The following is a 22,454-nucleotide window of genomic DNA, read 5'->3' as shown; positions in this document are numbered from 1 at the left end:
CCGGCCTCCGCCCCCCCAAGGCGAAAAAGACCCTCCGCCCCCCCCGACGCCAGATGAGCAGGACGTTTTTGACTCTTTCAATATGACATCCATCAGCCTGTTTGGGGAAATGAAGCTGCCGCGCCGCGCCCTACTGGTCTCGCTGCCGCTGCTGGTGTTGCTGGCCGGGCCGGTCGCCGCGCACGTCCTCAACACGGACCTGAGCAAGCTCTCGCGCACCGAGATTTTCTGGACCTACCTGCAGCTGGGCTTCACGCACATCATTCCGCTGGGGTTCGACCACATTCTGTTCATCATCAGCCTCTACATTCTGGAACCGCGCCTCAAGCCGGTGCTCATGCAGGCTACTGCTTTCACGGTGGCGCACTCCATCACGCTGGGGCTGGCCATGTATGGGCTCATTTCGCCGCCCTCGGCCGTGATTGAGCCCATTATTGCGCTGTCCATCCTGTTTGTGGCCATCGAGAACATCATTACCGACAAGCTGAACCCTTGGCGGCTGCTCATCGTGTTCGGCTTCGGGCTGGTGCACGGCATGGGCTTCGCCTCGGCGCTGACCGGGCTGGGGCTGCCGCAGAAGGACTATTTCGGCTCGCTCATCTCCTTCAACGTGGGCGTGGAGCTGGGCCAGGTGTCGGTGATATTGCTGTGCTGGGCGCTGGTGGGCCGCTGGGCCGCCGACAAAACGTGGTACAAGCAGCGCGTGGTGATTCCCGTGTCGGTGGTTATTGGGTTGGTGGCGGCTTATTGGACCGTGGAGCGAGTTTTCTTTGCCTGACTTTTCGTAGGGGTTTCGAGCGTCTGTCCTGCTCTTTTTTTCGTCGCTTATGCTTCGTTCGCTACTCGTGCTGCTGCTGCTTGCCCACTACCTGCTGGTAGTGGGAGCCGGCCTCGTGGAGCGTCCGGCGCGGCCCATCGACCGGCCCTTTGCCTACGTGCACAGCAAAGACTGTCAGCTGAAGCACACCATGCGGCTGGCCTGCTTCGATGACTGCAACGGCGTGCAGTATACGGTGAAGAAAACCGGCGAGCGACTGCCTTTGCAGCAGTTGCTTACTTCGTTCAAAGGGCTGGATGCGCACTGCCTGCCTGAGGAATCCGTGGCTTTAAAGCGGCTTGGGTTTTACCGTGCTGAATCCCGGTTGGCTGCTTACAAAGCCGCCGTAATTGCCGGATTCAGGGGCCGGATAGAGTTGCCGCCCCGCCGGGGATAAGCTGCATTCAATTGCCCGCGGCCTTGCTGCCGTGGCACCGCATCTTATTTCTAAATCGACGCCGGGCGCCGGGCCATCTACGCCCGGCTGGCGTCCTTTTTCGGCACTATGACCCTTTATTTTTTACTGAAAAAACCTCCTTTTGGTTGGTGGGGGCTGGTTTGGCTGTTGCTATTGATGGTGAGTGGGCCTGGGGTTCAGCCGTTGTTCGGGCAAGGCACCGCCACGCTGCGCGGCACCGTAGTTGACTCGCTCTCGGGCCAGCCAGCAGCGGGCGTAAGCGTGGGACTGCAGAGCCAGCCCGGCGGCACGGCCACCGATGCATTGGGCCAGTTCCGCCTCGGCGGCATTGTGCCCGGCACCTATTTGCTGCGCATCGGTGCGCTCGGCTACCGCGCCCAAACGCTGCCCATGACGCTAACGGCCGGCGCAACCCGCACGATTAAAGTCGCTGTGGCCGCCAGTTCCCTGAACCTTTCGGAAGTGACCGTGAGCCAACCGCGCGACCCCAACCAGAGCCTGGCCGCCATCTCGCACATCGACCAGGTGCTGCGGCCCGTGAACTCGGCCCAGGACCTGCTGCGGCTGGTGCCTGGCCTGTTCATTGCCCAGCACGCGGGCGGCGGCAAGGCCGAGCAGATTTTCCTGCGCGGCTTCGACTGCGACCACGGCACCGATTTCGCGGTGAGCATTGATGGGCTGCCAGTGAACATGGTGAGCCATGCCCACGGCCAGGGCTACGCCGATTTTCACTTCGTGATACCCGAAACGGTGGAGCAACTGAAAGTGTACAAAGGGCCTTATACGGCCCGTTTCGGTGATTTTGCCACGGCCGGCGCGGGCGAGTTCACCACCAAAACCCGCCTGGAGCACAGCCAGGTAAAGCTCGAATTAGGCCAGTTCGACACCCGCCGGGCCCTGGTGATGCTGGATTTACTGGGCGCTACTCATCATCTGCTCAGCAAGCGCCCCGAAAGCGCCTACGTGGCTGCCGAGTACAGCTTCACCAACTCTTACTTCGACCAGCCGCAGCATTTCAAGCGCTTCAATGGCCTGGCCAAATACACCGGGCAGCTCTCGGAACGCACTTCGCTCACGCTGCTGGGCTCGCACTTCGCCTCGCGCTGGGACGCCAGCGGACAAATACCGGAGCGCGCCGTGCGCGACGGCAGCATCTCGCGCTACGGCAGCATCGACCCCAGCGAGGGCGGCAACACCAGCCGCACCAACGCCTCTGCCGTCCTCACTACTGCGCTGCCGCACGATGCCGTATTGCGCCAGCAGGCTTACTACTCGAAATACGATTTCAGCCTGTTTTCCAACTTCACCTTTTTTCTGCACGACCCGGTGAACGGCGACGAAATCGAGCAGACCGACGACCGCCACCTCTTCGGCTACACCGCCACCTACGACCGCGACGACCAGCTCGGCGCCCGCCCGCTGCACTCCACCCTGGGCGTGGGCACCCGCAACGACTGCTCCAATCTGGGCCTTTACACGGCTGTACAGCGCCGGATTCTCAGCACCACCACCGAAGGCCGGCTGTTCGAGCAAAACCTCAACGCCTACCTCGACGAAACCCTGAGCCTCACCGACCGCCTCACGGTGAACGCCGCCGTGCGGTCCGATTTCTTCACCTTCGATTTCCGGGGCGAAGCGACCAACGCAGTCGGCCAGCAGCCGGAGCCGCTGCGGGGCCGCGTTAGCCACGCCCGCGTCTCGCCCAAGCTCAACCTGTACTACCAGCTCACGCCCGCCGTGCAGTTGTTTGCCCGCTCGGGTTTTGGCTTTCATTCGAATGATGCGCGCGGCGTGATTCGCGCCGCCAACGCCAACGTGCTGCCCCGCGCCATCGGCTCGGAGGTAGGCAGTACTTTCAAGCCCCTGCCCAGCCTAGTGGTGAATGCCGCGCTGTGGAGCCTGCATTTGCAGGATGAGCTGGTGTATGTGGGCGACGAGGCCGTGGTGGAAAGTACCGGGCCCACCCAGCGCTACGGCCTGGACCTGGCCCTGCGCTACCAGCTCAGCCACCGCCTGTTTCTCGATGGCGACTTCAACTACAACCACGGCCGCCAGCTTGATGCGCCTGCCGAGGCCAGCTACATTCCGCTCGCGCCTACCTTCACCAGCACCGGCGGCCTCAGCTACAAGGCGCCTCGGGGCCTGGGCGGCAGCCTGCGCTACCGCCACATCGACAACCGGCCCGCCAATGGCGATGGCAGCATCACGGCCCGCGGCTACTTCCTCTTCGATGCCGTGCTGGCCTACACCACGCCGCGCTTCCAAATCGGGGCCACCGCCGAAAACCTGCTGAATGTAAAATGGAACCAGGCCCAGTTCGCCACCGAAACCCGCCTGCGCACCGAAACCGACCCGGTGGACGAGCTGCATTTCACGCCCGGTACGCCGTTTTATGCGAAGGTGAATGTGAGCGTGTTTTTTTAAGTCCGGGCGGGGGACCTCACCCCCTGACCCCCACTCCAAAAAAGAGGGGGCACCGGTCTTGCTCCAGACAAACAAAACCGCAAATAAAAAGAGCCCGGCGCATTGCGCCGGGCTCTTTTTTTTCTACTCCTGCACGGAGCCGGTACCCCCTCTTTTTTGGAGAGGGGGTCAGGGGGTGAGGTGAACGTCAGAACTACTGCACCGCCAGCTTCTGGCTGATGTGGAACTCCGGCACCGACAGCTGGTACATACCGGCCGGCAATGTTTTCTTCACGCCCAGGCGCAGCTCGTTGGCACCGTTGTAGAGGCGCACGGTTTCCTGGTGCACCAGGCGGCCGGTCAGGTCGTGCAGCTGCACGGTGGCGGCCTGCTCGCGGTTGGCCGAAATCACCACGTCGATGCGGTCGGCCGCGGTGGGGTTGGGGTACACCGAGATTCCGGCGGCGGGCGCTTCATCCAGGTTGGCCAGCGCGGTGCGGCGGCCGGTCATGGCGCCGGTTACCACGGTGGGGGCAGTGTAGGTCACCTTCACAAAGGCACCCTGCGCGGGGTTAGCAGTACTGGCGTTCTTGGCTTTCAGCGTGTACCAGTCTTCGGTGGTGGGCGTGTAGGTGCCCGTGAGCGTGCCCGTGCCCGTCACGGTGCCCACCACGGTGCCGGCACTGTTCAGCACTGAGATGGTGAGGCTGCGCGTGGCGTCGGTGGGGTAGAGGTTGTAAGTAATGGTTTTGTTGGCAGCCGAGTAGATGCGGCCGGCCGTGCGGTACGCCGTGGAGCTGGCGGGCAGCGCGCCGCCCTGCATCAGGCTGCGGCTGTCGGAGTCGCCGAGGTCGTTGGCCAGCTCCCATTCCTGGGTGGTGGCCAGGGCCGGGCGGGTGTAGCCGGTGGTGGCGTTCACGGGGGCCCACACCGAGTAGCCGCGCCGGCCGCCGCTGGCCGTGCCGTTGCAGGGCGGCGTGTTGATGGCCACGGTCTGCGAGCTGCTCACGGTCACCGTAGCGGTGCCGTTAGCGCCGGAGTAGTCCTTGAGCACGGTGCCAGCCGCAAAATCACAGCTCACCGTGTTGTTCTGCCAGGTGGAGTAGTTGTCGTTGATGCCGATGATGGCCTTCGTGCTGCGCTCAATCACGAGGTGGTCGGCGGCCTGGTAGCGCACCTTGTAGGCGCCGTCCTTGAAGTGCAGGTTCTGGTGGCACCACACCAGGTTCACGAGGTCGTCGCGGGTGGGCAGGTCGGTGGTGCTTTTGGGGCTGTTGGTGAAGCGCTTGCTGGTGCTGCCCACGTTGAATACGTCCTCAAAGTAGAGCATGGGCGAGCCATCCATAGCCAGCGCGGCGGCGTACACGGCCGACAGGCGCGGGTCGAACGGGTCGATGTGCGGGGCCAGCTCCGAGCCGGTGTTCCAGCCGTTGTAGTTGCCGTTGGCGTCGGTGGTGGGGCGCATCGTGTCGTGGTTGTTCACGAAGGGCACCGTGCGGTGCACGTAGGTGCCGTTGATGTTCACCACGCGCGTGTTCTGCTGGTACGTCGGCAGCGTGCCGATATCGAAGCTGCCGCCCTGGCTCACCACTTGGTACAGGCCGTTGCGCAGCGAGAAGTCGAACGTGCCCGAGCGGTTGTTCACGTTGGCCACCCAGCCGTCCATCTGGCTGGCCGAGCCCACCCATTCGCCCACGGCGTACATGGTGGCGCCGCCCGAGGCCCAGCCGGCGTTGCTTTGCAGGTTATACAGGAAATCTTCGGAGGCGAAGTCCGGAAAATGCTTCACCGCATCGAGCCGCACGCCATCGAAGCCTACCTGCTTCTTGTACCAAATCAGCCAGTTGCGGTTGCCGGTGCGCATGTAGTCGCTGGCTTGCGTGGGGTTGTAGGCGGTGGCGTTGGAGCTTTGGCCGTAGGAGCCGGTGTAGTAGCTGATGTCAGGCCCGAAGTAGGGGGCGTTCCAGTCGCCGGTGGTCGAGTTATTGCCGGGGTTGGGGTTGAAGTTCTCCCAGTTTTTCGAGAAGCGGCCCGAGCGGCCGAAGTAGTCGGTGGCGCTTTCGTCGGTCACGGGCCGGGCGTAGCTCACGTAGCGGAAGTTTTTGTACTTGCTGGTCGTGCCGTCGTCCCAGGCGCCGGGGTCCTGCCCGCCCGCGCCGGTTGAGGAGCCCGCCCCATCGTTGTGGTTCAGCACCACGTCCTGCACCACTTCAATGCCGTTGGCGTGCAGCACGGCCACGGCGCGCAGCAGCTCGTCCTTGGTGCCCATGCGGGTAGCCAGAAAGCCTTTCTGCCACTTATCGCCCAGGTCGTAGTTGTCGAAAGGCGAGTAGCCGTTGCCCTGGTTGCCGTTTTTGATGGTGGGCGGAATCCAGATGGCGTCCACGCCCATGCTCTTGAGGCGGGGCGCGAGGTCGGCGAGGTAGTTAGCCCAGCCGTTGGGGTAGTTGTTGTTCCAGTAATCCCAGAAGAATCCCTGCATGACCACCTTTTGGGCCTGGGCCGAGTGGTTGCCGGCCCCCAGCAAGGCCGTAGCCAGCGCCAGCGTGAGCCGGAATCGATTGCGGAACGGAGAAAAAGAGGAAGAGTGTTTCATGTGTGGGAATTGGGTTATGTGAAGAAAGAGTGAAATGCTTGTCAGGACCAATCAGCGAAAACCAATCAGCTTTTTGATTTTTGACCCGCCTAAGGTAGATAAAATCAAAATAATAGCTAAAAAAGGCCATAATGTTTTTTGTGCATTCGATTGCACTATTTAGGTAATTGTGCTTTGTAAATATTTATTGTCACGAGTAATTATTGAGCAATCGATTCCACTTCTGGCGACTTGTTGTTTCATGGTTTTCAAGTGAAGTGTTGTTTTAAAACCGACTGAGTAAATTCATGGGCTCTGGCTGCCGAAATTGCGTCAGTTGCGCCTTGGTCGTACTTTCAGGGCATGGTTAAGTCGAACGCATGGGAAGAGCAAGCCGGAATAACTGGCAAAAAGGGATGGTGGCTGGGGCTGGCCAGTGTGCTGCTGGCCGCTGGCTGCCAGTTGCGGGCTGAAGAAACGCAGGCGCCGGCCTCGCCGCTGCGCCAAAGCGCTATTGCCCCGGCAGCCACTAAAGCCGCGGCCATACCCGCACCCGACGCGCTGCCCGATTCGCTGCGCCCCACCACCGTAGCCGCTCTGCCCGGCGTGCCCGATACCCTGCGCCTAGCCATTCGGCAGCTGCATGCCGCCCTGGGCCCGGCCGCCGCCGAACTGCGCCCCGAAGTGTTGGAGCAGGCCTGCGTGGGCTACCTCACGCTGCACCCCACCGGCCGCATCGAGCGGGCCGGACTGCTGGCCGTGGCCGACATGGACCTGCCCAACACCACCGAGCGCCTCTGGGTCATCGACCTCAAAAATGCCCGCGTGCTGCACCGCAGCCACGTGGCCCACGGCCAAGGCTCGGGCCACCTGCGCGCCCGGCGGTTTTCCAACGAAGAAAAATCGGCTTGCACCTCGCTGGGCTTCTACCGCACAGCTGGTACTTACGACGGCATTCACGGCTACTCGCGTCGTATTGAGGGACTGGACAAGGGCCAAAATGGCAATGCCTTCGACCGTTACGTGGTGCTGCACGCCGCCGATTATGTCAGCCCGAAATACATTGCTGCATACGGCCACTTGGGCTACAGCCGGGGCTGCCCGGCGCTGCCGCCCGAGCAATTTAAAGCCATCATTGGCACCATGCGGGTGGGCAGCATGCTGCTGCTGACTGGCCCCGGAATTAAGTCGCGCTGGCTCGATGGTCCGGCGGCGGGGCGGCGGTTCGTGCAACGCGGCTGGCGGTAGCTGCCAACGTGCGTTCACCGGTTACCGGAATTATTTAGCGCGGCAGGACGTTGGGGAATAGCCCACTGAGGCAGTAGTCTCGTATAAGGATTTGAGCGTGTTGTTTTTGAAAAACAGCGAGTTCATCAAGTTTCCAGCTATTCCTTCGAAATCATGCACCAGACCAGCATCGTTCAGCGCAAACGTAAGTCTCTGCGCCGCCAGCGCTTGGCTCGGCGGGTATTGCCTTTCCTGGCATCATTGTTTCTGGCTACGCCCATGGCCGGCCCCGTAACCAAGTCCATGGCCGGCGGAGCACGCAACGAGCTGCGGATGCCAAAGGTCGATTTTTCGCCCCAGGCGCAGTTCGACCAAACCTTGCGTACTGCCTACAACGCCCTCGGCGCGGAGCAGGAGGGACTGCGTTTCGAAACCTTTGCCAAGGCCATGACCGGCTACCTCAACCTGCGCCAGGCCGGCAAACTGGCTGAAGACAAACAATTGCTGACCGTGGTTGATTTCGACCTGCCCAGCACCGAGAAGCGCCTCTGGGTGCTCGACCTGGCCAAAAATGAAATTCTTTTTCACACCCTCGTGGCCCACGGCCACAACTCCGGCGAGAACGAAGCCACCAACTTCTCCAACACCGACCAGAGCAACATGAGCAGCCTCGGCTTTTATGCCACGGGCAGCGAGTATGAGGGCAAGCACGGCCATTCGCTCAAGCTACAAGGTTTGGACGAGGGCTTCAACACCAACGCCGCCGCCCGCTCGGTGGTGATGCACGGCGCCGACTACGTAAGCGAAGACTTCATCAAGCAAAACGGCCGTTTGGGCCGCAGCCTCGGCTGCCCGGCCTTGCCCATGGACCAATATGCGCAAATTATTGATGCGGTAAATGGCGGTACTTGCTTGTTTCTGAACAAGTCGGATGCTGGCTATACTTCGCAGTATTTGAACCAGGAAGTAGCGGTGGCTGCGCTGATTTCCACGAGCCACCAGACTCACAACGGTTGAATCCTGATAATTTCTATGCAAAAGCCCCGAACGACCCTGCGTTGTTCGGGGCTTTTGCATTTACCGGACAGGGTGTTATTCTTTGATGAGCGAGCGACGAATTGCTAGGCCGTCGGCGGCTTGCAGCACAATTAGATAAGTGCCGGCTGCCAGCCCCGTAGCATCCACAACCCCAGTACGGGTGCCGCAGCTGCTGCCCACCTGACGGCCTAGGTTGTCGTAAAGTTCGTAAGCCATGGGCACTGAAAGCCGCCACGTGCTTAGCGTTGGGTTTGGAAATACTTGGACAGAGGCCGCCGGCACCGGACTGCCGGCAGACAGCGCCATCATTGACCCTCCGTAGAAGTTTACGGAACTGTTGATGGTACCGAAGACAGAGTCGCGCCCGGTAACGTTGACCCACCAATAACGCCAGGCGCCGGCTACCAGTTTGCGAATCACTACATAACCCGTCAGACCTCTCCAGAACAAGCCATTTCCTCCAGTACCGCCATTGCCGGTTATAGTAAAAACAATTTTCCCTCCACTCCTTTCCCATCTCAGGCCATACCGAATTACCTCACCGGCCAGAAACCGGTGCGCATCGTTGGTAAATGAATTCGCCGAGTCAAGGGCAAGCTCCGCAGTGCCACGTGCGTACGCAACAAACCCGGAAGTAGAAGCCTGGCCCTGCGCGGTGGCGTAGCTTCTGTCGTCCCGAAACGCAATGTCTGGCACATTGTCGCCGTCAACATCCAGCCGTACGGAATCTGTTTGGGTGCTCGCTCCGTTTCTCGCCACTGCCTGCCAGCCAACCGTCACCACTGGTGCACCGGCGGGGTTTACCGTCTGGCTAAACGCCGGTAGGGCGGCGAGCAACCAGTTGGCTAGAAACGTCAAGTAATGGAAGCGGCTCATAGCTACTAGTTTCGTACAACGTTAATAAGCCAATATAGTAAAGGGAGCCGAAAGTGCTGTTTCAGCAGGGAGCAACTCGTGGTGACGGTAGCTTTGCTGGGGCGCCTTTGATTTACAGCTTCACCCCTAGCTTCGCGCCCACGGCCTCTAAGTCCTGCACCACGGCATCGAGCAGCGGAATGCCTTCCAGCAAGCGGTGCGCGGCTACTTCGCGCTCCGGGTCGCCGGGGATGAGGACTTTTTTGCCGGCCACGGCCTGGGCGTTGCGGAAGGTCGAAATCCAGTTATCCATGTGGGCCTTGAACTCATCGGCGGGCCGGAACGCATCGACGCGCATGGCCCCGAAGAAGTGGCCCAGGCCTTGGCCCACGGGGTTGGCCGACGGCTGCAGGAAGGCCACAAAAGGCGGCACCCAAGGGCCGTAATTAGCCCCCGAAAGCACTGCGGAGAAAATGTCGACGATGCTGCCCAGGGCATAGCCTTTGTGCGAGCCGGTGGCCCCGCCGAGCGGCAGCAGGGCGCCCCCGTTTTTCACGGCATTGGCGTCGGTGCTGGGCTGGCCGTCGGCGGTTTGGGCCCAGCCTTCGGGCAGGGGAAGTCCTTTGCGTTGGGCAATTTCGAGCTTGCCGTTGGCGGCGGTGGTGGTGGCCATGTCGGCCACGAAATCGGGCTGCTCGCCGGCAGGCACAGCCACGGCAATGGGGTTGGTGCCCAGCAGTCTATCCAGCGAGTAGGTGGGCGCCACCAGGGGCGAGGCATTGGTCATGGCCACGCCAATCATGTCGTGGGCCAGGGGCAGCATGGCGTGGTAGCCGGCAATACCGAAGTGGTTGGAGTTCTTCACTGAAACCCAGCCGGTGCCCACCTGCTGCGCCTTCTCAATGGCCACGCGCATGGCCTTGGGGCCCACCACGAGGCCGAGGCCGCCGTCGCCGTCCACCACGGCAGTACTGGGCGTTTCGTAGGTGACGCCCACGCGGGGCGTGGCGTTGATGCGGCCGGCTTCCCACAGCCGCACGTAGCCCACGAGGCGGGCCACGCCGTGCGAGTCGATGCCCCGCAAATCGGCTGAGAGCAGGGTTTCGGTGGCGAGGGTGGCATCATCGGCGGGGCAGCCAATGGCGCGGAAAACGGCCTCAGTGAAGGTGAAAAGCTGGCTGTAAGTGAAAGTCATGGGGCGAAATTACGTGCTGGCGCGCACCACGGCTCCAGCGTCAACCTCACCCCCTGACCCCCTCTCCAAAAAAGAGGGGGAACCGGCTCGTGAAGACGATTCATCCATTGAGCCCGCCAGAAGCAAGTCCGGTTCCCCCTCTTTTTTGGAGAGGGGGTCAGGGGGTGAGGTTGACGCCAAGGCTTTACTACTGTTGCTGCTGTTGCTGCGCCCAGGTCACGTACTTGCGGTAGGAGTTCACCGGCGCTACCGGCTCCGGGGCTTCGCGCACGTAGACGGGGGCTTCTGGGCCGTGGTCGGTTTTGCGGGGCGTGCCGTTTTCGATGTGGACAGATACCGTGAGGGTGTGCGCGCCCGTGCCTTTGTAGGTGCCTTTGATGGGCGTGCAATCGGCAAAATTGCGGCCGATAGCCATGCGCACGTGGCCGTCGTTCACAATGGTGTTGTTGGTGGGGTCGAGGCCTAGCCAGCCGTAGAAGGGGATGTAGGCTTCGACCCAGGCGTGGGTGGCACCGGCCCCGCGCACGCCTTCCTCCTTGGGGCACACGTAGCCGCTCACGTAGCGCGCCGGCACGCCAATAGCTCGCAGCATAAACAGCAACAGATGCGCAAAATCCTGGCAGACCCCGGCTTTCAGGCGCCAGATTTCCTCAGTGGGAGTTTCTACGCTGGTCACGCCCTGCTCGTAGGCCAGGGTGGCATACACGTATTCGGAGAGCACGAGAGCATTTTTCAGGGGCTTGTCGGCGCCGTTCACCACGCCCGCCAGCGCAGCGCGGATTTCCTCGTGCAGCGGCGAGGTGTGCGGGTCCAGAAAGTCCATGAAGGCCACGTCGTGGCGAATATCGGCCAGGTGCTGCCACTGCCGCTCGGCCGTTTCCTCATCCATCGGAAACTGAATGGGTGTGGTCACCACTTCCAGCGTCGAGTCAATCAGCAGTTCGGTGTGCGGCTTGATGACGGTGAACACGCCGACTTTATTGCCGAAATAATCGGTGAAAAAGGCCGTGTCCGGGTTGTAGGAAACGGTCACGACGTGGCTTCTCACATCAAGCCGGTCGTCTTCCAGCGGGTAAATCATCAACTGGTTGGCACAGTCGATGACCGGAGCGGCGTAGGCGTAGCGCGTCAGGTGCTTGATTTTGTAGGAAGGCATAGGAAACGAGAAGAAAGTGAAGCCGGGGCAGTCATGCTGAGCTTGTCGAAGCATCTCTACCGCTTCGTTGGGCCGATTGGATTACTTGCGCGGTAGAGATGCTTCGACAAGCTCAGCATGACGTTCTGCATGAACAAACGCTTTAGCTGTTGCCGAAATAATGCGTGTTCAGGGCCTGTGCAATGTCCAGAAGTTCGCTGCGGGTCTGGAGCAGGAATTGGTCGAGGGCGGCGGGGTCTTTGGCGTTGGGACTGCTGTAGGCCACCGTGTTCTTCGCCTTGCCGATGAGGAAGTGCAGGTGCTCGTAGCTGTCGGGCAGGCTGTTGTCGCGCAGGCGCTCGCAGTAGCGCAGCAACTGGCTGAGGCTGTAGGCCAGGGAGTGCGGAAAATCCTCGTCGTACACGGCCAGCTCCAGCACGTTTTCGGGGGTGATGACGCCCTTGTAGGTCTTCGTGTAAAGCTCGAAGCCGAACAGAGCATAAAGCAGGTAGCGCAGGGCCGAGTTGGCGCGCGGGTCCACATCCGAGGCGAAGGCCTCGCTTTTCAGGCGCAGCATATCGGTGGTCTGGATGGCGCGCTCCAGGAATTTGCCCAGGTTCAGGAACGTGTAGCCTTCGTCGCGCGGCATGGTGTGCTGCACCGTGCCGCTGAAGAGCAGGCCCTGGCGCAGCAGCAAATCGATGCCCGACACGGGGTCTTCGTGCTGCACTTGCCGGGCCACGTCTTCCTGCCGCATCACGTGGTAGTAGTCGTTCAGCGTCAGCCACACTTCCTTGGTAATATGGTCTTGCACGGCACGGGCGTTTTCGCGGCCCAGCAGAATGTTGCTGTAGGCCGAAATGCCGTTTTCCTTGTCAAAAATCAGGTGCCCAAGCACCCGCGCGCTATCCGTGGCCACCTCCTCTATTTCTGCCTCCGTCAGGTCGCCGAAGGAGTGCAGCAGGGGTTTCCAGCCCCCGAAAAACTGCTCATCCTGCGAGGCAATGTAGTTGATGCGCAGCACCTGGAGCATGGCCTGGGTACGCTCCAAGTAGCGGGCCAGCCAATAAATAGTTTCTGCGACGCGACTGAGCATAAGGGAGTTTTAAGGTAGGAGGGTAGGGGGTTGAAGGGTAAAAGAACGTCATGCAGAGCGGAGCGCAGCGGAGTCGAAGCATCTCGCGTGTAGTAGTAATTCAATCGCGAGAAAAGGATTAGTGGTGGCAAGCGAGATGCTTCGACTCCGCTGCGCTCCGCTCTGCATGACGTTCTTAAGTAAGTGGCGTTTTGCATGACGTGCTTAAATCAGCCAAATTCCGGTCCCAGCACCCAGGTGTCTTTGCTGCCGCCGCCCTGCGAGGAGTTCACCACCAGCGAGCCTTCGCGCAGGGCTACCCGCGTGAGGCCGCCCGGCACAATGTCGATGCCCGACGGCCCGTAGAGCGCAAACGGCCGCAAATCGACGCGGCGGGGCTGCAGCACGCCATCGATGTAGCAGGGCGTGGAGGAGAGGCTGATGATGGGCTGGGCAATGAAGCTGCGCGGGTCCTGCGTGATGGCGGTGCGGAATTCGCCCATCTGCTCGTCGGTGGCGGCGCTGCCGATGAGCATGCCGTAGCCGCCCGACTCGTTGGTTTTCTTAATGACCATCTTGGCCATGTTGTCGAACACGTGCTGGCGCTGGTCGGCATCGTCGAGGCGCAGGGTGGGCACGTTTTTCAGAATGGGTTCCTCGTTGAGGTAGTAGCGAATCATATCGGGCACGTAGCAATACACGGCCTTGTCGTCGGCCACGCCGTTGCCCATGGCATTCACGATGGCCACGTTGCCCTTGCGGTAGGCCCAGTACAGGCCCGACACGCCGAGGGCGCTATCGGGCCGGAACACCAGCGGGTCGATGTACTCGTCATCCACGCGCCGGTAAATCACGTCCACGCGCTGCAGGCCCTTGGTGGTTTTCATGTACACAAAGTGGTCGTGCACAATGAGGTCGCGGCTTTCTACCAGCCGGATGCCCATGAGGCGGGCCAGCGCGCTGTGCTCGAAATAAGCCGAGTTGTAGATGCCCGGCGAGAGCAGCACCACCGTCGACTCGCTGGCCTGCCGGTTGCCCAGCGCCAGCAGGTTGCGGTACAGCAAATCGGGGTAGTCCTTCACCGGCCGCACGTGGCTTTTGGGCAGCACGTCGGGGAACAGGCGGTAGGTGATGCTCCGGTTTTCGAGCATGTACGACACCCCGGATGGCGTGCGCAGGTTGTCTTCGAGTACGTACAGCTCGCCGTCGTTGTCGCGAATCAAATCCACGCCCGCGATGTGCGTGTAGATGTCGTGCGGCACGTCCACGTTCACCATCTCGCGCAGAAACTGCGGGCACGAGTACACCAGCTCTGCCGGCACAATGCCGTCTTTGATGATGAACTGCTGGTGGTAAATGTCCTTCAGAAAAATGTTCAACGCCTTGAGCCGCTGCTTGATGCCGGCCTCGATGCGCTGCCACTCGGTGTGCGTGATGATGCGCGGAATGATGTCGAAGGGGAAAATCTTCTCGATGCCCTCGCCGCTGCTATATACCGTGAAGGTGACGCCCTGGCTCAAAAACAGCTTTTTGGCCAGCTCGGCCTTGCGGGTCATTTCGGGCCCGGCCAGCGTGTCGATGGCGGCCACGAAGTGCCGGTATTCGGGGCGCACGTCCTGTGAGCAGAACATCTCGTCCCACACATTGGCTTGTTCCGGATAAGACTGGAGTAGCGGGTTTGCCAACATACGGGGGCCGGGAAAGGGAATGATTTGAGAAGAGGGAAACGAGTGCGTTCTCGGCAGTTGGCCTCAGAATTCGGAGTTAAGCTTTATAAATCGGTTGTAATAAACTACGGAAACCCTTAAAAATAACAGGGCATGGAGAATTAAAACAGGTTTTTTGCGAATGAATGGGGTCAAAAATTACTTCGTTGAAACATGCGACTGATTTACAACGAACAGCATGTTGCGCAAAACCTGCGTACCCCGCCTTGCTGCGACGTTCACTCTCTAATGCCCCTTGCCACCGATGAAGCTCTTTAAATGTACGCACTGCGGCCAACTGCTCTACTTCGAAAACAACCGCTGCGAAAGGTGCCACTACCCGCTCGGCTTCGAAACCAAGCAACTGGCACTTTTGCCGCTGGTTACAGCCGGCGAGGACGTATTCCAACTGTACGGTTCCCCGCCCAGCAGTGCCGACACGTACCGCTACTGCAAGAACCACGACGATGCCGTGTGCAACTGGCTGGTGCCAGCCGACAGCCCCACGCCCTTTTGCACCGCCTGCGCCCTCAACCGCATTATCCCCGACCTGAGCCGGCCGGAATATGCCTTGCGTTGGCGCCACCTGGAAGATGCCAAGCACCGGTTGGTGTACACGCTGCTGCGCATGGGCCTGCCCATAGTCAGCAAAGCGGTGGACCCCGAACACGGCCTTGCCTTCGATTTCAAGGCCGACAGCAGTCCCGACGAGGGCGGCGAAAAAGTGCTGACTGGCCACGACAATGGCCTCATCACCATCAACATTGCCGAAGCCGACGACATTGAGCGCGAGATGGCCCGCAAAGCCATGGCCGAAACCTACCGGACGCTGCTGGGCCATTTTCGGCACGAAGTGGGCCACTACTACTGGGACCGCCTCATCGCCAATACGCCCAACCTGGACGAATACCGCCAGCTCTTCGGCGACGAGCGGCAGGACTACGCCGAGGCCCTCCAAACCCATTACGCCCACGGCCCGCGCCCCGACTGGCTGCAGCACTTCATCAGTGCTTACGCTAGCAGCCACCCCTGGGAGGACTGGGCCGAAACCTGGGCGCACTACCTCCACATCCTCGACACGCTGCAAACCGCCCACACCTTTGGCCTGAACGTGAACCCCATCGACGCCGAAGAAACCCAGCATCTGCAGGCCGCCATCACCGAAGACCCCTACGAGGTGGCCGATTTCGACCGCATCATGGCCCAGTGGCTGCCCCTCACCTTTGCCATGAACAGCCTGAACCGCAGCATGGGCCAGCCCGATTCCTATCCGTTCATCATCAGCCCAGAGGTCGCGCAGAAGATGGCCTTTATCCACCGGGTATGCCGAGCGTAGCGGCCTCTGCAAGTTCGCGCCTGTGCGGACTCGCAGAGGCCACGCTACAGCCCCATCATCTCCGCCAGCAGGCCTTCTTTCAGGGCATAAGCCGACGTACGAATGCGCGTAATGCCCGAAATGCCCAGCACGTAATCGATGAGCACGGCGGCTACCACCAGCATATCGGCCCGCATGGGCAGAATGCCCGGAATGGCCACGCGCTGCTCGTGGTTGCCGCTCAGCAAGTGCCGGTAGCTTTCCCGAAAGCTGTCCAGAGAAAGCTCGGTGCAGGGCGGCAGTTCGGCTTCGGAGCGCAGGTGGCCCAACTGCATATCGGCCAAGCTGTCGAAGCTACCCGAGGCGCCCACCAAGCTCACGGGACGGTAGCGCTGCACGGCTTCGATGAGTGGCGTGAGCACGGTGCCGAGGTACTGCTGCTCAGCCTCGACGGCGGCGGCCGGAAACACGCCGCTGGGGTCGGGAAAAAACTTGTCGAGCAGGCGCTGGGCACCAATTTCGAAGCTTTGCTTCCAGAAAATGGTGGCCTGGTTGGCAATGATGAATTCGACGGAACCGCCGCCAATGTCCAGTATCAGGTGGTGCTCGGTGCCCAGGTCCACGGCCTGCCGCACGCCCTCGCAGATGAGTTCGGCCTCGCGGTCGCCGGGAATGACGTTGACCTGGATGCCGGTTTGCTCAAAGATGTCGCGCACCAGGTCCGGCCCGTTGCGCGTAACGCGCATGGCGCTGGTGGCCGTGGCGCGCACTTCCTCCACCTCGTGCAGCTCTATTTCTTCCTTGAAGCCGGCCAGGGTGTGCAGGGCCCGCGCATACGGCTCGGGCGCAATGACGCCCCGGCTGATGCCGCCTTCGCCGAGGCGCACGCCTACTTTGGTGCGCAGCAGCACCAGCGGTTTGTCGCCGGGCTTGGTGGGCATCTCCACAATGAGCAGGTGGAAGGTGTTGGTGCCCATGTCGATGAGGGCGACGCGGCGATGGGCGTGCGGTGTGTGCATGAAGTTGTTTTATTCGTCTGTCATCCTGAGCATTCCGCGTATCAAGCGGCGACGAAAGACCTTATCACCGAAAAACAGTTTGCAGTAATCATTTACTACTGCTTACGTGATAAGGTCCTTCGTCGCCGCTTGATACGCGGAATGCTCAGGATGACAGAATAAATTATTAGTTAGCGAACCGGCAGAACGTGCCCAGCGGCAGTTTCCGTTGCCCGGCATCGTGCAGGTAAATCTCGCCCAATTCACGCACGGCCTTCTCGCCGGGGAAAATGGCCGTGGTCAGGTTATCGAGAATCAGGGCCGAGAAGCCCAGCGAGTATAGATTCACCACAAAGAAGTGGTCCTCGGGGTCGAGGAGCTGCTGGCTGAGCTTGAGCATCTCGTTGAGCTCGTCTTCGAGCTGCCACTTCTCGCCGTTGGGGCCACGGCCGTAGGCGGGCGGGTCGAGGATGAGGCCCTGGTACTTGCTGCCGCGTTTCACCTCGCGCCGCACGTACTTCATGGCATCTTCCACCAGCCAGCGCACGCCGTCGAGCTGGCTGGCCTCCATGTTGTCGCGGGCCCAGAAGTTCACCTGCTTCACCGAGTCGAGGTGCGTCACGTCGGCCCCGGCGGCGCGGGCGGCCAGCGTGGCGGCCCCGGTATAGGCAAACAGGTTGAGCACGCGGGGCAGCTTGGCGCGGCGCTTTTTCGTTTGGTTATAGATGAACTGCCAGTTGGGGTCCTGCTCCGGAAACAGCCCCACGTGCTTGAACGACGAGAGGCCGAGGCGGAATTTCAGCTTCAACCCATCGGGCCGCTCGTAGGCAATGAGCCACTGCTCGGGCATGCTGGGCTTGAGGCGCCACTGGCCTTTTTCGGTGCTGCCGGGCGCGCGGGCGAAGGCGGCATCGGCCTTTTCCCACTCTTTGAGCGGCAGGTGCGGGTCCCAGATGGCCTGCGGCTCGGGGCGGGCCAGAATGTATTGGCCAAAGCGCTCCAGCTTTTGGAAGTTGCCGGCATCAAGCAGCTCGTAGTCGGGCCAGGGGGAGGTGGTGAGGAAATCGTACATAAGCAGGCAGCAAAGGTAGGGGCGGGGGCGGGTAGGGCGGGGCGATGCAGAGACGCATACTTGCGTCTCGTCGTTGAACGGACCTGACCTTGCGGTGCGCCCAATAAGACGCAAGTATGGGTCTCTACATCCCGTTCGAAAGGTGCCGGGTGTAGTTCATCGAACAGCCCGCGCCTACCAATCCGCCATTCCATAGCTTTACCGGATGCGAACAGCTTTTCCCTGGAAATCCTACCTCCTGGCCTTCATGCTGCTGCTGAATGCCTGCTCCTCGCCGGGGCAGGAGGTGGGCGCGCCGCCAGCTGTGCAGGATTCCACGTTCGGGCCACTCACGCCCCGCCGCGTGGTTTCCACCGAAGCGTTGCAGCGCGGCCGCGTACTCGACCGCCACGATTCCGTGCTGGTGGCCACCCGCCCCGTCTACCTGCTGGCGCTGCCCACGCGTCCGCCCCTTGATTCGCTCAAGCTCAGCAGCTTGTTGGGCTGGCGCGACAGCACCCTGTGGCGCCGCATCGAAGCCGCCCTGCCCTATGAAGGCGCCCGCCCCAAAGGCGGCGTGAAGCTGCTGCTGACCAACGCCGAGGCCAAGAAAATCCAGGATAACCAAACCGAATGGCCCATGCTCAAGCTGGAGCAGCGCACCCTGCGCAGCTACACCACCAGCACCGGCGCCCCCATCCTCGGCTACGCCTACGGCAACGCCCAATCGTTTCTGAGTCTCGCGCAGCGCTACCACCGCGGCCGGTTCTACCGCCTGCGCAACGGCGGCGTCGAAAGCTACTACAATGGCCTGCTCAACGGCCACCGCGGCTACGCGCACCCACTCGTGGACACACTGGGCCAGCCCCACGGCAGCTGGGCGGCTGATACGGCTTTCCAGCAAGGCCAGGACCTGCACCTGAGCATCGACGCCAAGCTGCAGGCCTACGCCGAAAGCCTGCTGGCCGGCCGCAAAGGCTACCTCGTGGCCCTCGACCCGCGCACCGGCGAAGTGCTGGCGGCCGTGTCGGCCCCCACGTTTGCGCCCGGCGCCCTCACCGCGCCCGACCGCACCGGCACGCGCTACAAGCTGCTCGAAAACGAAGACATGCCCCTGCTCAACCGCGCGGCCACGCTGGCCAACCCGCCCGGCTCGGTGTTCAAACTGGTGAATGCGGCCGTGGCCCTGCAACTCGGCGCCATCAGTCCCGGCACCGGATTTCGGTGCGACCAGTCGCTCATCAACTGCGTGCATCACCACCCCGTGCCCCGCAACCTCACCATCGCCCTGCAATACAGCTGCAATCCCTATTTCTACCAAGTGATGCGCCGCGTCATCGAGCACGTGCCCGATAGCCTGGTGGCCGACACCACCACCGCCCGCCACCTCAACCTAGCCGCCTGGCAGCACTACGCCAAGTCCTTTGGCCTCGACACGCTGTTGGGCGTTGATTTGCCGCGCGAGCAAGCCGGTTTTCTGCCCACCCCGGCCTTCTACGACAAGGCTCGGCGCACCCGCTACTGGAAGTACCGTTCCATCTATTCCCTCAGCGTAGGCCAGGGCGAAATCAACCTCACCGGCCTGCAAATGGCCAACATGATGGCCATTATCGCCAACCGGGGCTGGTACTACACGCCGCATTTCGTGCGCAGCATCGGCGAGAACGGCCCGCTGGCGCGCTTCACCGAAAAGCACCACACCCTCATCGACAGCGCCAACTTCGAAGCACTCATCCCCGGTATGAAAGCCGTGATGCAGCGCGGCGGCACCGCCGCCACCTCCAGCCTGGCCGACGTGGGCATCACCGTGGCCGGCAAAACCGGCACCGTGCAAAACGACGAGGGCGACGACCACGCCACCTTCGTCGGCTTCGCGCCCGCCGACAACCCCAAAATCGCCATCGCCGTGTACCTCGAAAACGCCGGTTTCGGCGCCACGGCTGCCGCCCCGGCCGCCGTGCTGGTCATCGAGAAATACCTGCGCGGCTACATCGCCCCGAAACGCAAAAACTCGGAACGGCGCATGAAGTACCGCGGTTTGGCCTACGAGCGCGAGCACCGGTAGGCGCGGGCTGGTTGTTAATGTGGGGCAAAAATCCCGTCATGCTGAGCGCAGCCGAAGCATCTCTACCGCCATACTATAATCAATTACTTGCACGGTAAAGATGCTTCGGCTGCGCTCAGCATGACGGGCCATCGTTCACTGGGTTATTTTTGCGCGATAATTACTATTCCATGCAATTCCACAAATACCAAGGCACCGGCAACGACTTCGTCATGATTGACGACCGTGCCCGCCAGTTCGATGAAACCGACCAGCCGCTTATTGCGCACCTCTGCGACCGTCGCTTCGGCATTGGGGCCGATGGGCTTATTCTGCTGCGCAACAAGCCGGATTTCGATTTCGAGATGGTGTATTTCAACGCCGACGGCCGGCCCAGCTCCATGTGCGGCAACGGTGGCCGCTGCACGGTGGCCTTCGCCAAATACCTTGGCCTCATCAGCGACCAAACCCGTTTTCTGGCCGTGGATGGCCCGCACGATGCCCGCGTAGAAGCTGACGGCACGGTGCGCCTCAAAATGATTGACGTGGCCCCCCCGGTAGCAGCCGAAGTGGGGGAGGAGGACGTGTTTCTGCACACCGGCTCGCCCCACCACATCCACTTTCTGGACCCCGCCGAGCACCCCAGTCTTGCCGAATTCAATGTTTTTGCTGCTGGTCACGACATCCGGTATGACCAAGTTTACGACCCGGCCGGCACCAACGTCAACTTCGTGGAAGTGCCTGCCGACCCCGCCCACCCGTGGCCCGTGCGCACCTACGAGCGCGGCGTGGAGGACGAAACTTTCTCCTGCGGCACGGGCGTAACGGCCGTGGCCTTGGCTGCCTCGCAGCGCGGCGCCGTTTCGCCGGTGCGCCTGCGCACGATGGGCGGTGACTTGGAGGTGTCATTCGACCCCCGTCCCGATGGCGGCTTTACCAATGTGTGGCTGAGCGGCCCTGCCATCAGGGTTTTCAGCGGCACAGTGGAGTAGCAGGCTTAAACGACTATTAGCCGTGATGCAGCGCGCAGCGAAGCATCTGGCGTGTGGTAGTAACTCAATCGTCAGGATTGCGAGGGCACGCGAGATGCTTCGCTGCGCTCGCCATGACTACTTAATACCATCAACGACACCAACAAAAAAGGCCTCAGCATGCGCTGAGGCCTTTTTTATAAAATGAATCAACCACACTTATGCGGCGTAAGCGTTGGTAGTGGTGCTCAGGGTCACCTCAATATTGCCCTTGGTGGCCCGCGAGTAAGGGCAGATGCCGTGGGCGGCTTCTACCAGTTCTTCGGCTTGCGTTTGTGCCATACCGGGAATGTTGATGTGCAAATCGGCCGAGACGCCGTAGCCGCCATCCTCGGCTTTGCCAAAACCGATGAAAGCTTCCACGGTCACATTTTCGAGCTTCACTTTGGCCTGGCGGGCTGCTACGCCCAAGGCACCTTCGAAGCAGGATGCGTAGGCGGCCGCAAACAGCTGCTCGGGGTTGGTAGTGCCGGCTTTGCCGGCGCCGCCCATTTCCTTGGGCGTGCTCAGGTCGAGGTTGAGGGCGTTGTCGTTGGTAGTGACTTTGCCTTCACGGCCGCCTTTGGTGAGGGCCTGGGCCGTGAAGATTTTTTCGATTTTCATCAGGTAATGCGTAAGTGAATGGGGTAAGAAAAAGATGCTGGTAGCTACGCCAGCTGAGTAAGCAGGTGATTGAGGGTTAGGCGCAACGCCGCAATTTCTGCGGGCGTCATCTGCATCTTGTCGAGCATCTGGACCGGGATTTGGCCGGCCTGGGCCTCCAGGGCTCGTCCGGCGGGCAGTAGCTCAATGATGACGGAACGCTCGTCGCGCGGGTCGCGCCGGCGGCTGAGCCAATGCTTCTGCTCCATGCGCTTGAGCAGCGGCGTGAGCGTGCCCGAATCGAGCAGTAGTCTTTCGCCCAACTCCTTTACTGTGAGCTGCCCGTGCTCCCACAGCAGCAGAAACACAAGGTACTGCGGGTAGGTAAGGTCGAGAGCGTGCAGCAGCGGTTGATAGGCCTTGGTAAGCAGCCGCGACACGGCATAGAACGGGAAGCAAAGCTGGTTTTCCAGCTTCAGTAGCGAGTTTTGGGCGGACTGGGGTGAAGAGCTTGCCATGTGGTTTCGCAGAGGTAAACGCAGAATGGTTGTATAATGTTTAATTGTGTACAATCTATTGTTGTGTTTCCTGATTAGCGGCTCCGAAAAGCAATACTTTTGCAGCGCTATGCACCTGCGCGCCCTCGAACCCGACGACCTCGACTTCCTCTTCGCCCTCGAAAACGATGCTGACATCTGGGGTGTGTCGGACACGCTGGTGCCGGTGTCGCGCCACGCGTTGCGCACCTACCTGGAGCACGCCAGCGCGGATTTCTACGTAGTGCGGCAATTGCGGCTGGTAATTACTACTGAATTTGGTGGGCCGGCCGTGGGCGTTGTTGACCTGTTCGACTACGACCCGCTGCATCAGCGGGCCGGCGTGGGCATCACGGTGCTGGCCCGCGAGCGGCGGCGCGGCTACGCCCGGCAGGCCTTGGAATTGCTCAAAACCCATGCCCGCGAAGTGCTCCGCCTGCACCAGGTTTATGC

19 protein-coding genes and 1 pseudogene are annotated in these 22,454 nt (G+C 61.3%); 9 read left to right on the top strand and 11 right to left on the bottom strand.

The window, feature by feature from the left end:
* The 3 genes from JKL48_RS22185 to JKL48_RS22175 all read left to right on the top strand — a co-directional run.
* Positions 1-778: HupE/UreJ family protein (locus tag JKL48_RS22185; RefSeq protein WP_236668979.1), on the top strand; the 778-nt coding region annotated here is incomplete at its 5' end.
* 49 nt (positions 779-827) lie between these two features.
* Complete coding sequence (locus JKL48_RS22180) at positions 828-1,214, top strand: hypothetical protein (protein ID WP_201987483.1); 387 nt, start codon at positions 828-830, stop codon at positions 1,212-1,214.
* A gap of 108 nt (positions 1,215-1,322) precedes the next feature.
* Positions 1,323-3,659 carry a TonB-dependent receptor gene (locus JKL48_RS22175; protein WP_201987481.1) on the top strand — a complete coding sequence of 779 codons (2,337 nt, stop codon included), beginning with the start codon at positions 1,323-1,325 and terminating at the stop codon, positions 3,657-3,659.
* Positions 3,660-3,852: 193 nt separating this feature from the next.
* Here JKL48_RS22175 and JKL48_RS23845 read toward each other — a convergent pair whose 3' ends face one another.
* Together JKL48_RS23845 and JKL48_RS23840 are read right to left on the bottom strand one after the other, a co-directional pair.
* A complete protein-coding gene (locus JKL48_RS23845) occupies positions 3,853-4,149 on the bottom strand; it encodes a T9SS type A sorting domain-containing protein (protein WP_394368877.1) in 297 nt (98 codons plus the stop codon).
* A gap of 912 nt (positions 4,150-5,061) precedes the next feature.
* Positions 5,062-6,030 (bottom strand): annotated as a pseudogene (locus JKL48_RS23840) (alpha-amylase family glycosyl hydrolase); the annotation flags it as partial.
* Between the two features lie 546 nt (positions 6,031-6,576).
* Here JKL48_RS23840 and JKL48_RS22165 point away from each other — a divergent pair.
* Complete coding sequence (locus tag JKL48_RS22165; RefSeq protein WP_201987477.1) at positions 6,577-7,461, top strand: murein L,D-transpeptidase catalytic domain family protein; 885 nt, start codon at positions 6,577-6,579, stop codon at positions 7,459-7,461.
* A gap of 153 nt (positions 7,462-7,614) precedes the next feature.
* Complete coding sequence (locus JKL48_RS22160; protein ID WP_201987475.1) at positions 7,615-8,457, top strand: murein L,D-transpeptidase catalytic domain family protein; 843 nt, start codon at positions 7,615-7,617, stop codon at positions 8,455-8,457.
* 75 nt (positions 8,458-8,532) lie between these two features.
* Here the strand turns inward: JKL48_RS22160 and JKL48_RS22155 are convergent, their stop codons facing one another.
* The 5 genes from JKL48_RS22155 to JKL48_RS22135 all read right to left on the bottom strand — a co-directional run bounded on the left by JKL48_RS22155 (position 8,533) and on the right by JKL48_RS22135 (position 14,426).
* Entirely contained in the window at positions 8,533-9,354 is an 822-nt protein-coding gene (locus tag JKL48_RS22155; RefSeq protein WP_201987473.1) for a T9SS type A sorting domain-containing protein, read from the bottom strand.
* 112 nt (positions 9,355-9,466) lie between these two features.
* A complete protein-coding gene (locus JKL48_RS22150) occupies positions 9,467-10,528 on the bottom strand; it encodes an Ldh family oxidoreductase (RefSeq protein WP_201987471.1) in 1,062 nt (353 codons plus the stop codon).
* A 187-nt stretch (positions 10,529-10,715) separates the two neighbouring features.
* On the bottom strand, positions 10,716-11,684 hold the full coding sequence (locus JKL48_RS22145) for a transglutaminase family protein (RefSeq protein ID WP_201987469.1): 969 nt from the start codon (positions 11,682-11,684) through the stop codon (positions 10,716-10,718).
* Positions 11,685-11,826: 142 nt separating this feature from the next.
* Positions 11,827-12,759, bottom strand: coding sequence for an alpha-E domain-containing protein (locus tag JKL48_RS22140; protein ID WP_201987466.1), 933 nt, complete (start codon positions 12,757-12,759; stop codon positions 11,827-11,829).
* A gap of 209 nt (positions 12,760-12,968) precedes the next feature.
* A complete protein-coding gene (locus tag JKL48_RS22135) occupies positions 12,969-14,426 on the bottom strand; it encodes a circularly permuted type 2 ATP-grasp protein (protein WP_201987464.1) in 1,458 nt (485 codons plus the stop codon).
* Positions 14,427-14,709: 283 nt separating this feature from the next.
* Here JKL48_RS22135 and JKL48_RS22130 point away from each other — a divergent pair, with 283 nt between their 5' ends.
* The gene (locus tag JKL48_RS22130) at positions 14,710-15,780 is read left to right on the top strand and encodes a zinc-binding metallopeptidase family protein (protein WP_201987462.1); all 1,071 of its coding nucleotides are present in this window, start codon (positions 14,710-14,712) and stop codon (positions 15,778-15,780) included.
* Positions 15,781-15,824: 44 nt separating this feature from the next.
* Here JKL48_RS22130 and JKL48_RS22125 read toward each other — a convergent pair whose 3' ends face one another.
* Both JKL48_RS22125 and JKL48_RS22120 read right to left on the bottom strand, forming a co-directional pair.
* Entirely contained in the window at positions 15,825-16,778 is a 954-nt protein-coding gene (locus tag JKL48_RS22125) for a Ppx/GppA phosphatase family protein (RefSeq protein ID WP_201987460.1), read from the bottom strand.
* 166 nt (positions 16,779-16,944) lie between these two features.
* Entirely contained in the window at positions 16,945-17,829 is an 885-nt protein-coding gene (locus JKL48_RS22120; protein ID WP_201987458.1) for a class I SAM-dependent methyltransferase, read from the bottom strand.
* Positions 17,830-18,034: 205 nt separating this feature from the next.
* Between JKL48_RS22120 and JKL48_RS22115 the strand changes: the two genes are divergently transcribed.
* A complete protein-coding gene (locus JKL48_RS22115; protein WP_201987456.1) occupies positions 18,035-19,873 on the top strand; it encodes a peptidoglycan D,D-transpeptidase FtsI family protein in 1,839 nt (612 codons plus the stop codon).
* Positions 19,874-20,043: 170 nt separating this feature from the next.
* Positions 20,044-20,844 carry a diaminopimelate epimerase gene (dapF, locus tag JKL48_RS22110; RefSeq protein WP_201987455.1) on the top strand — a complete coding sequence of 267 codons (801 nt, stop codon included), beginning with the start codon at positions 20,044-20,046 and terminating at the stop codon, positions 20,842-20,844.
* 198 nt (positions 20,845-21,042) lie between these two features.
* On the opposite strand, the gene JKL48_RS22105 is transcribed toward dapF, so the two are convergent.
* Positions 21,043-21,486 (bottom strand): organic hydroperoxide resistance protein, encoded by a 444-nt coding sequence (locus tag JKL48_RS22105; RefSeq protein WP_201987453.1) that lies wholly within the window; start codon positions 21,484-21,486, stop codon positions 21,043-21,045.
* Between the two features lie 44 nt (positions 21,487-21,530).
* Complete coding sequence (locus JKL48_RS22100) at positions 21,531-21,983, bottom strand: MarR family winged helix-turn-helix transcriptional regulator (RefSeq protein WP_201987451.1); 453 nt, start codon at positions 21,981-21,983, stop codon at positions 21,531-21,533.
* 109 nt (positions 21,984-22,092) lie between these two features.
* Here JKL48_RS22100 and JKL48_RS22095 point away from each other — a divergent pair.
* Positions 22,093-22,454, top strand: a 362-nt coding sequence (locus JKL48_RS22095; protein WP_201987449.1) for a GNAT family N-acetyltransferase, incomplete at its 3' end; no start/stop codon positions are given.

This window comes from Hymenobacter rubidus (assembly GCF_016734815.1).
GTDB lineage: Bacteria > Bacteroidota > Bacteroidia > Cytophagales > Hymenobacteraceae > Hymenobacter > Hymenobacter rubidus.
Note: the sequence above shows the minus strand (reverse complement) of the source record. Positions and strands in the feature narration are given on the sequence as shown.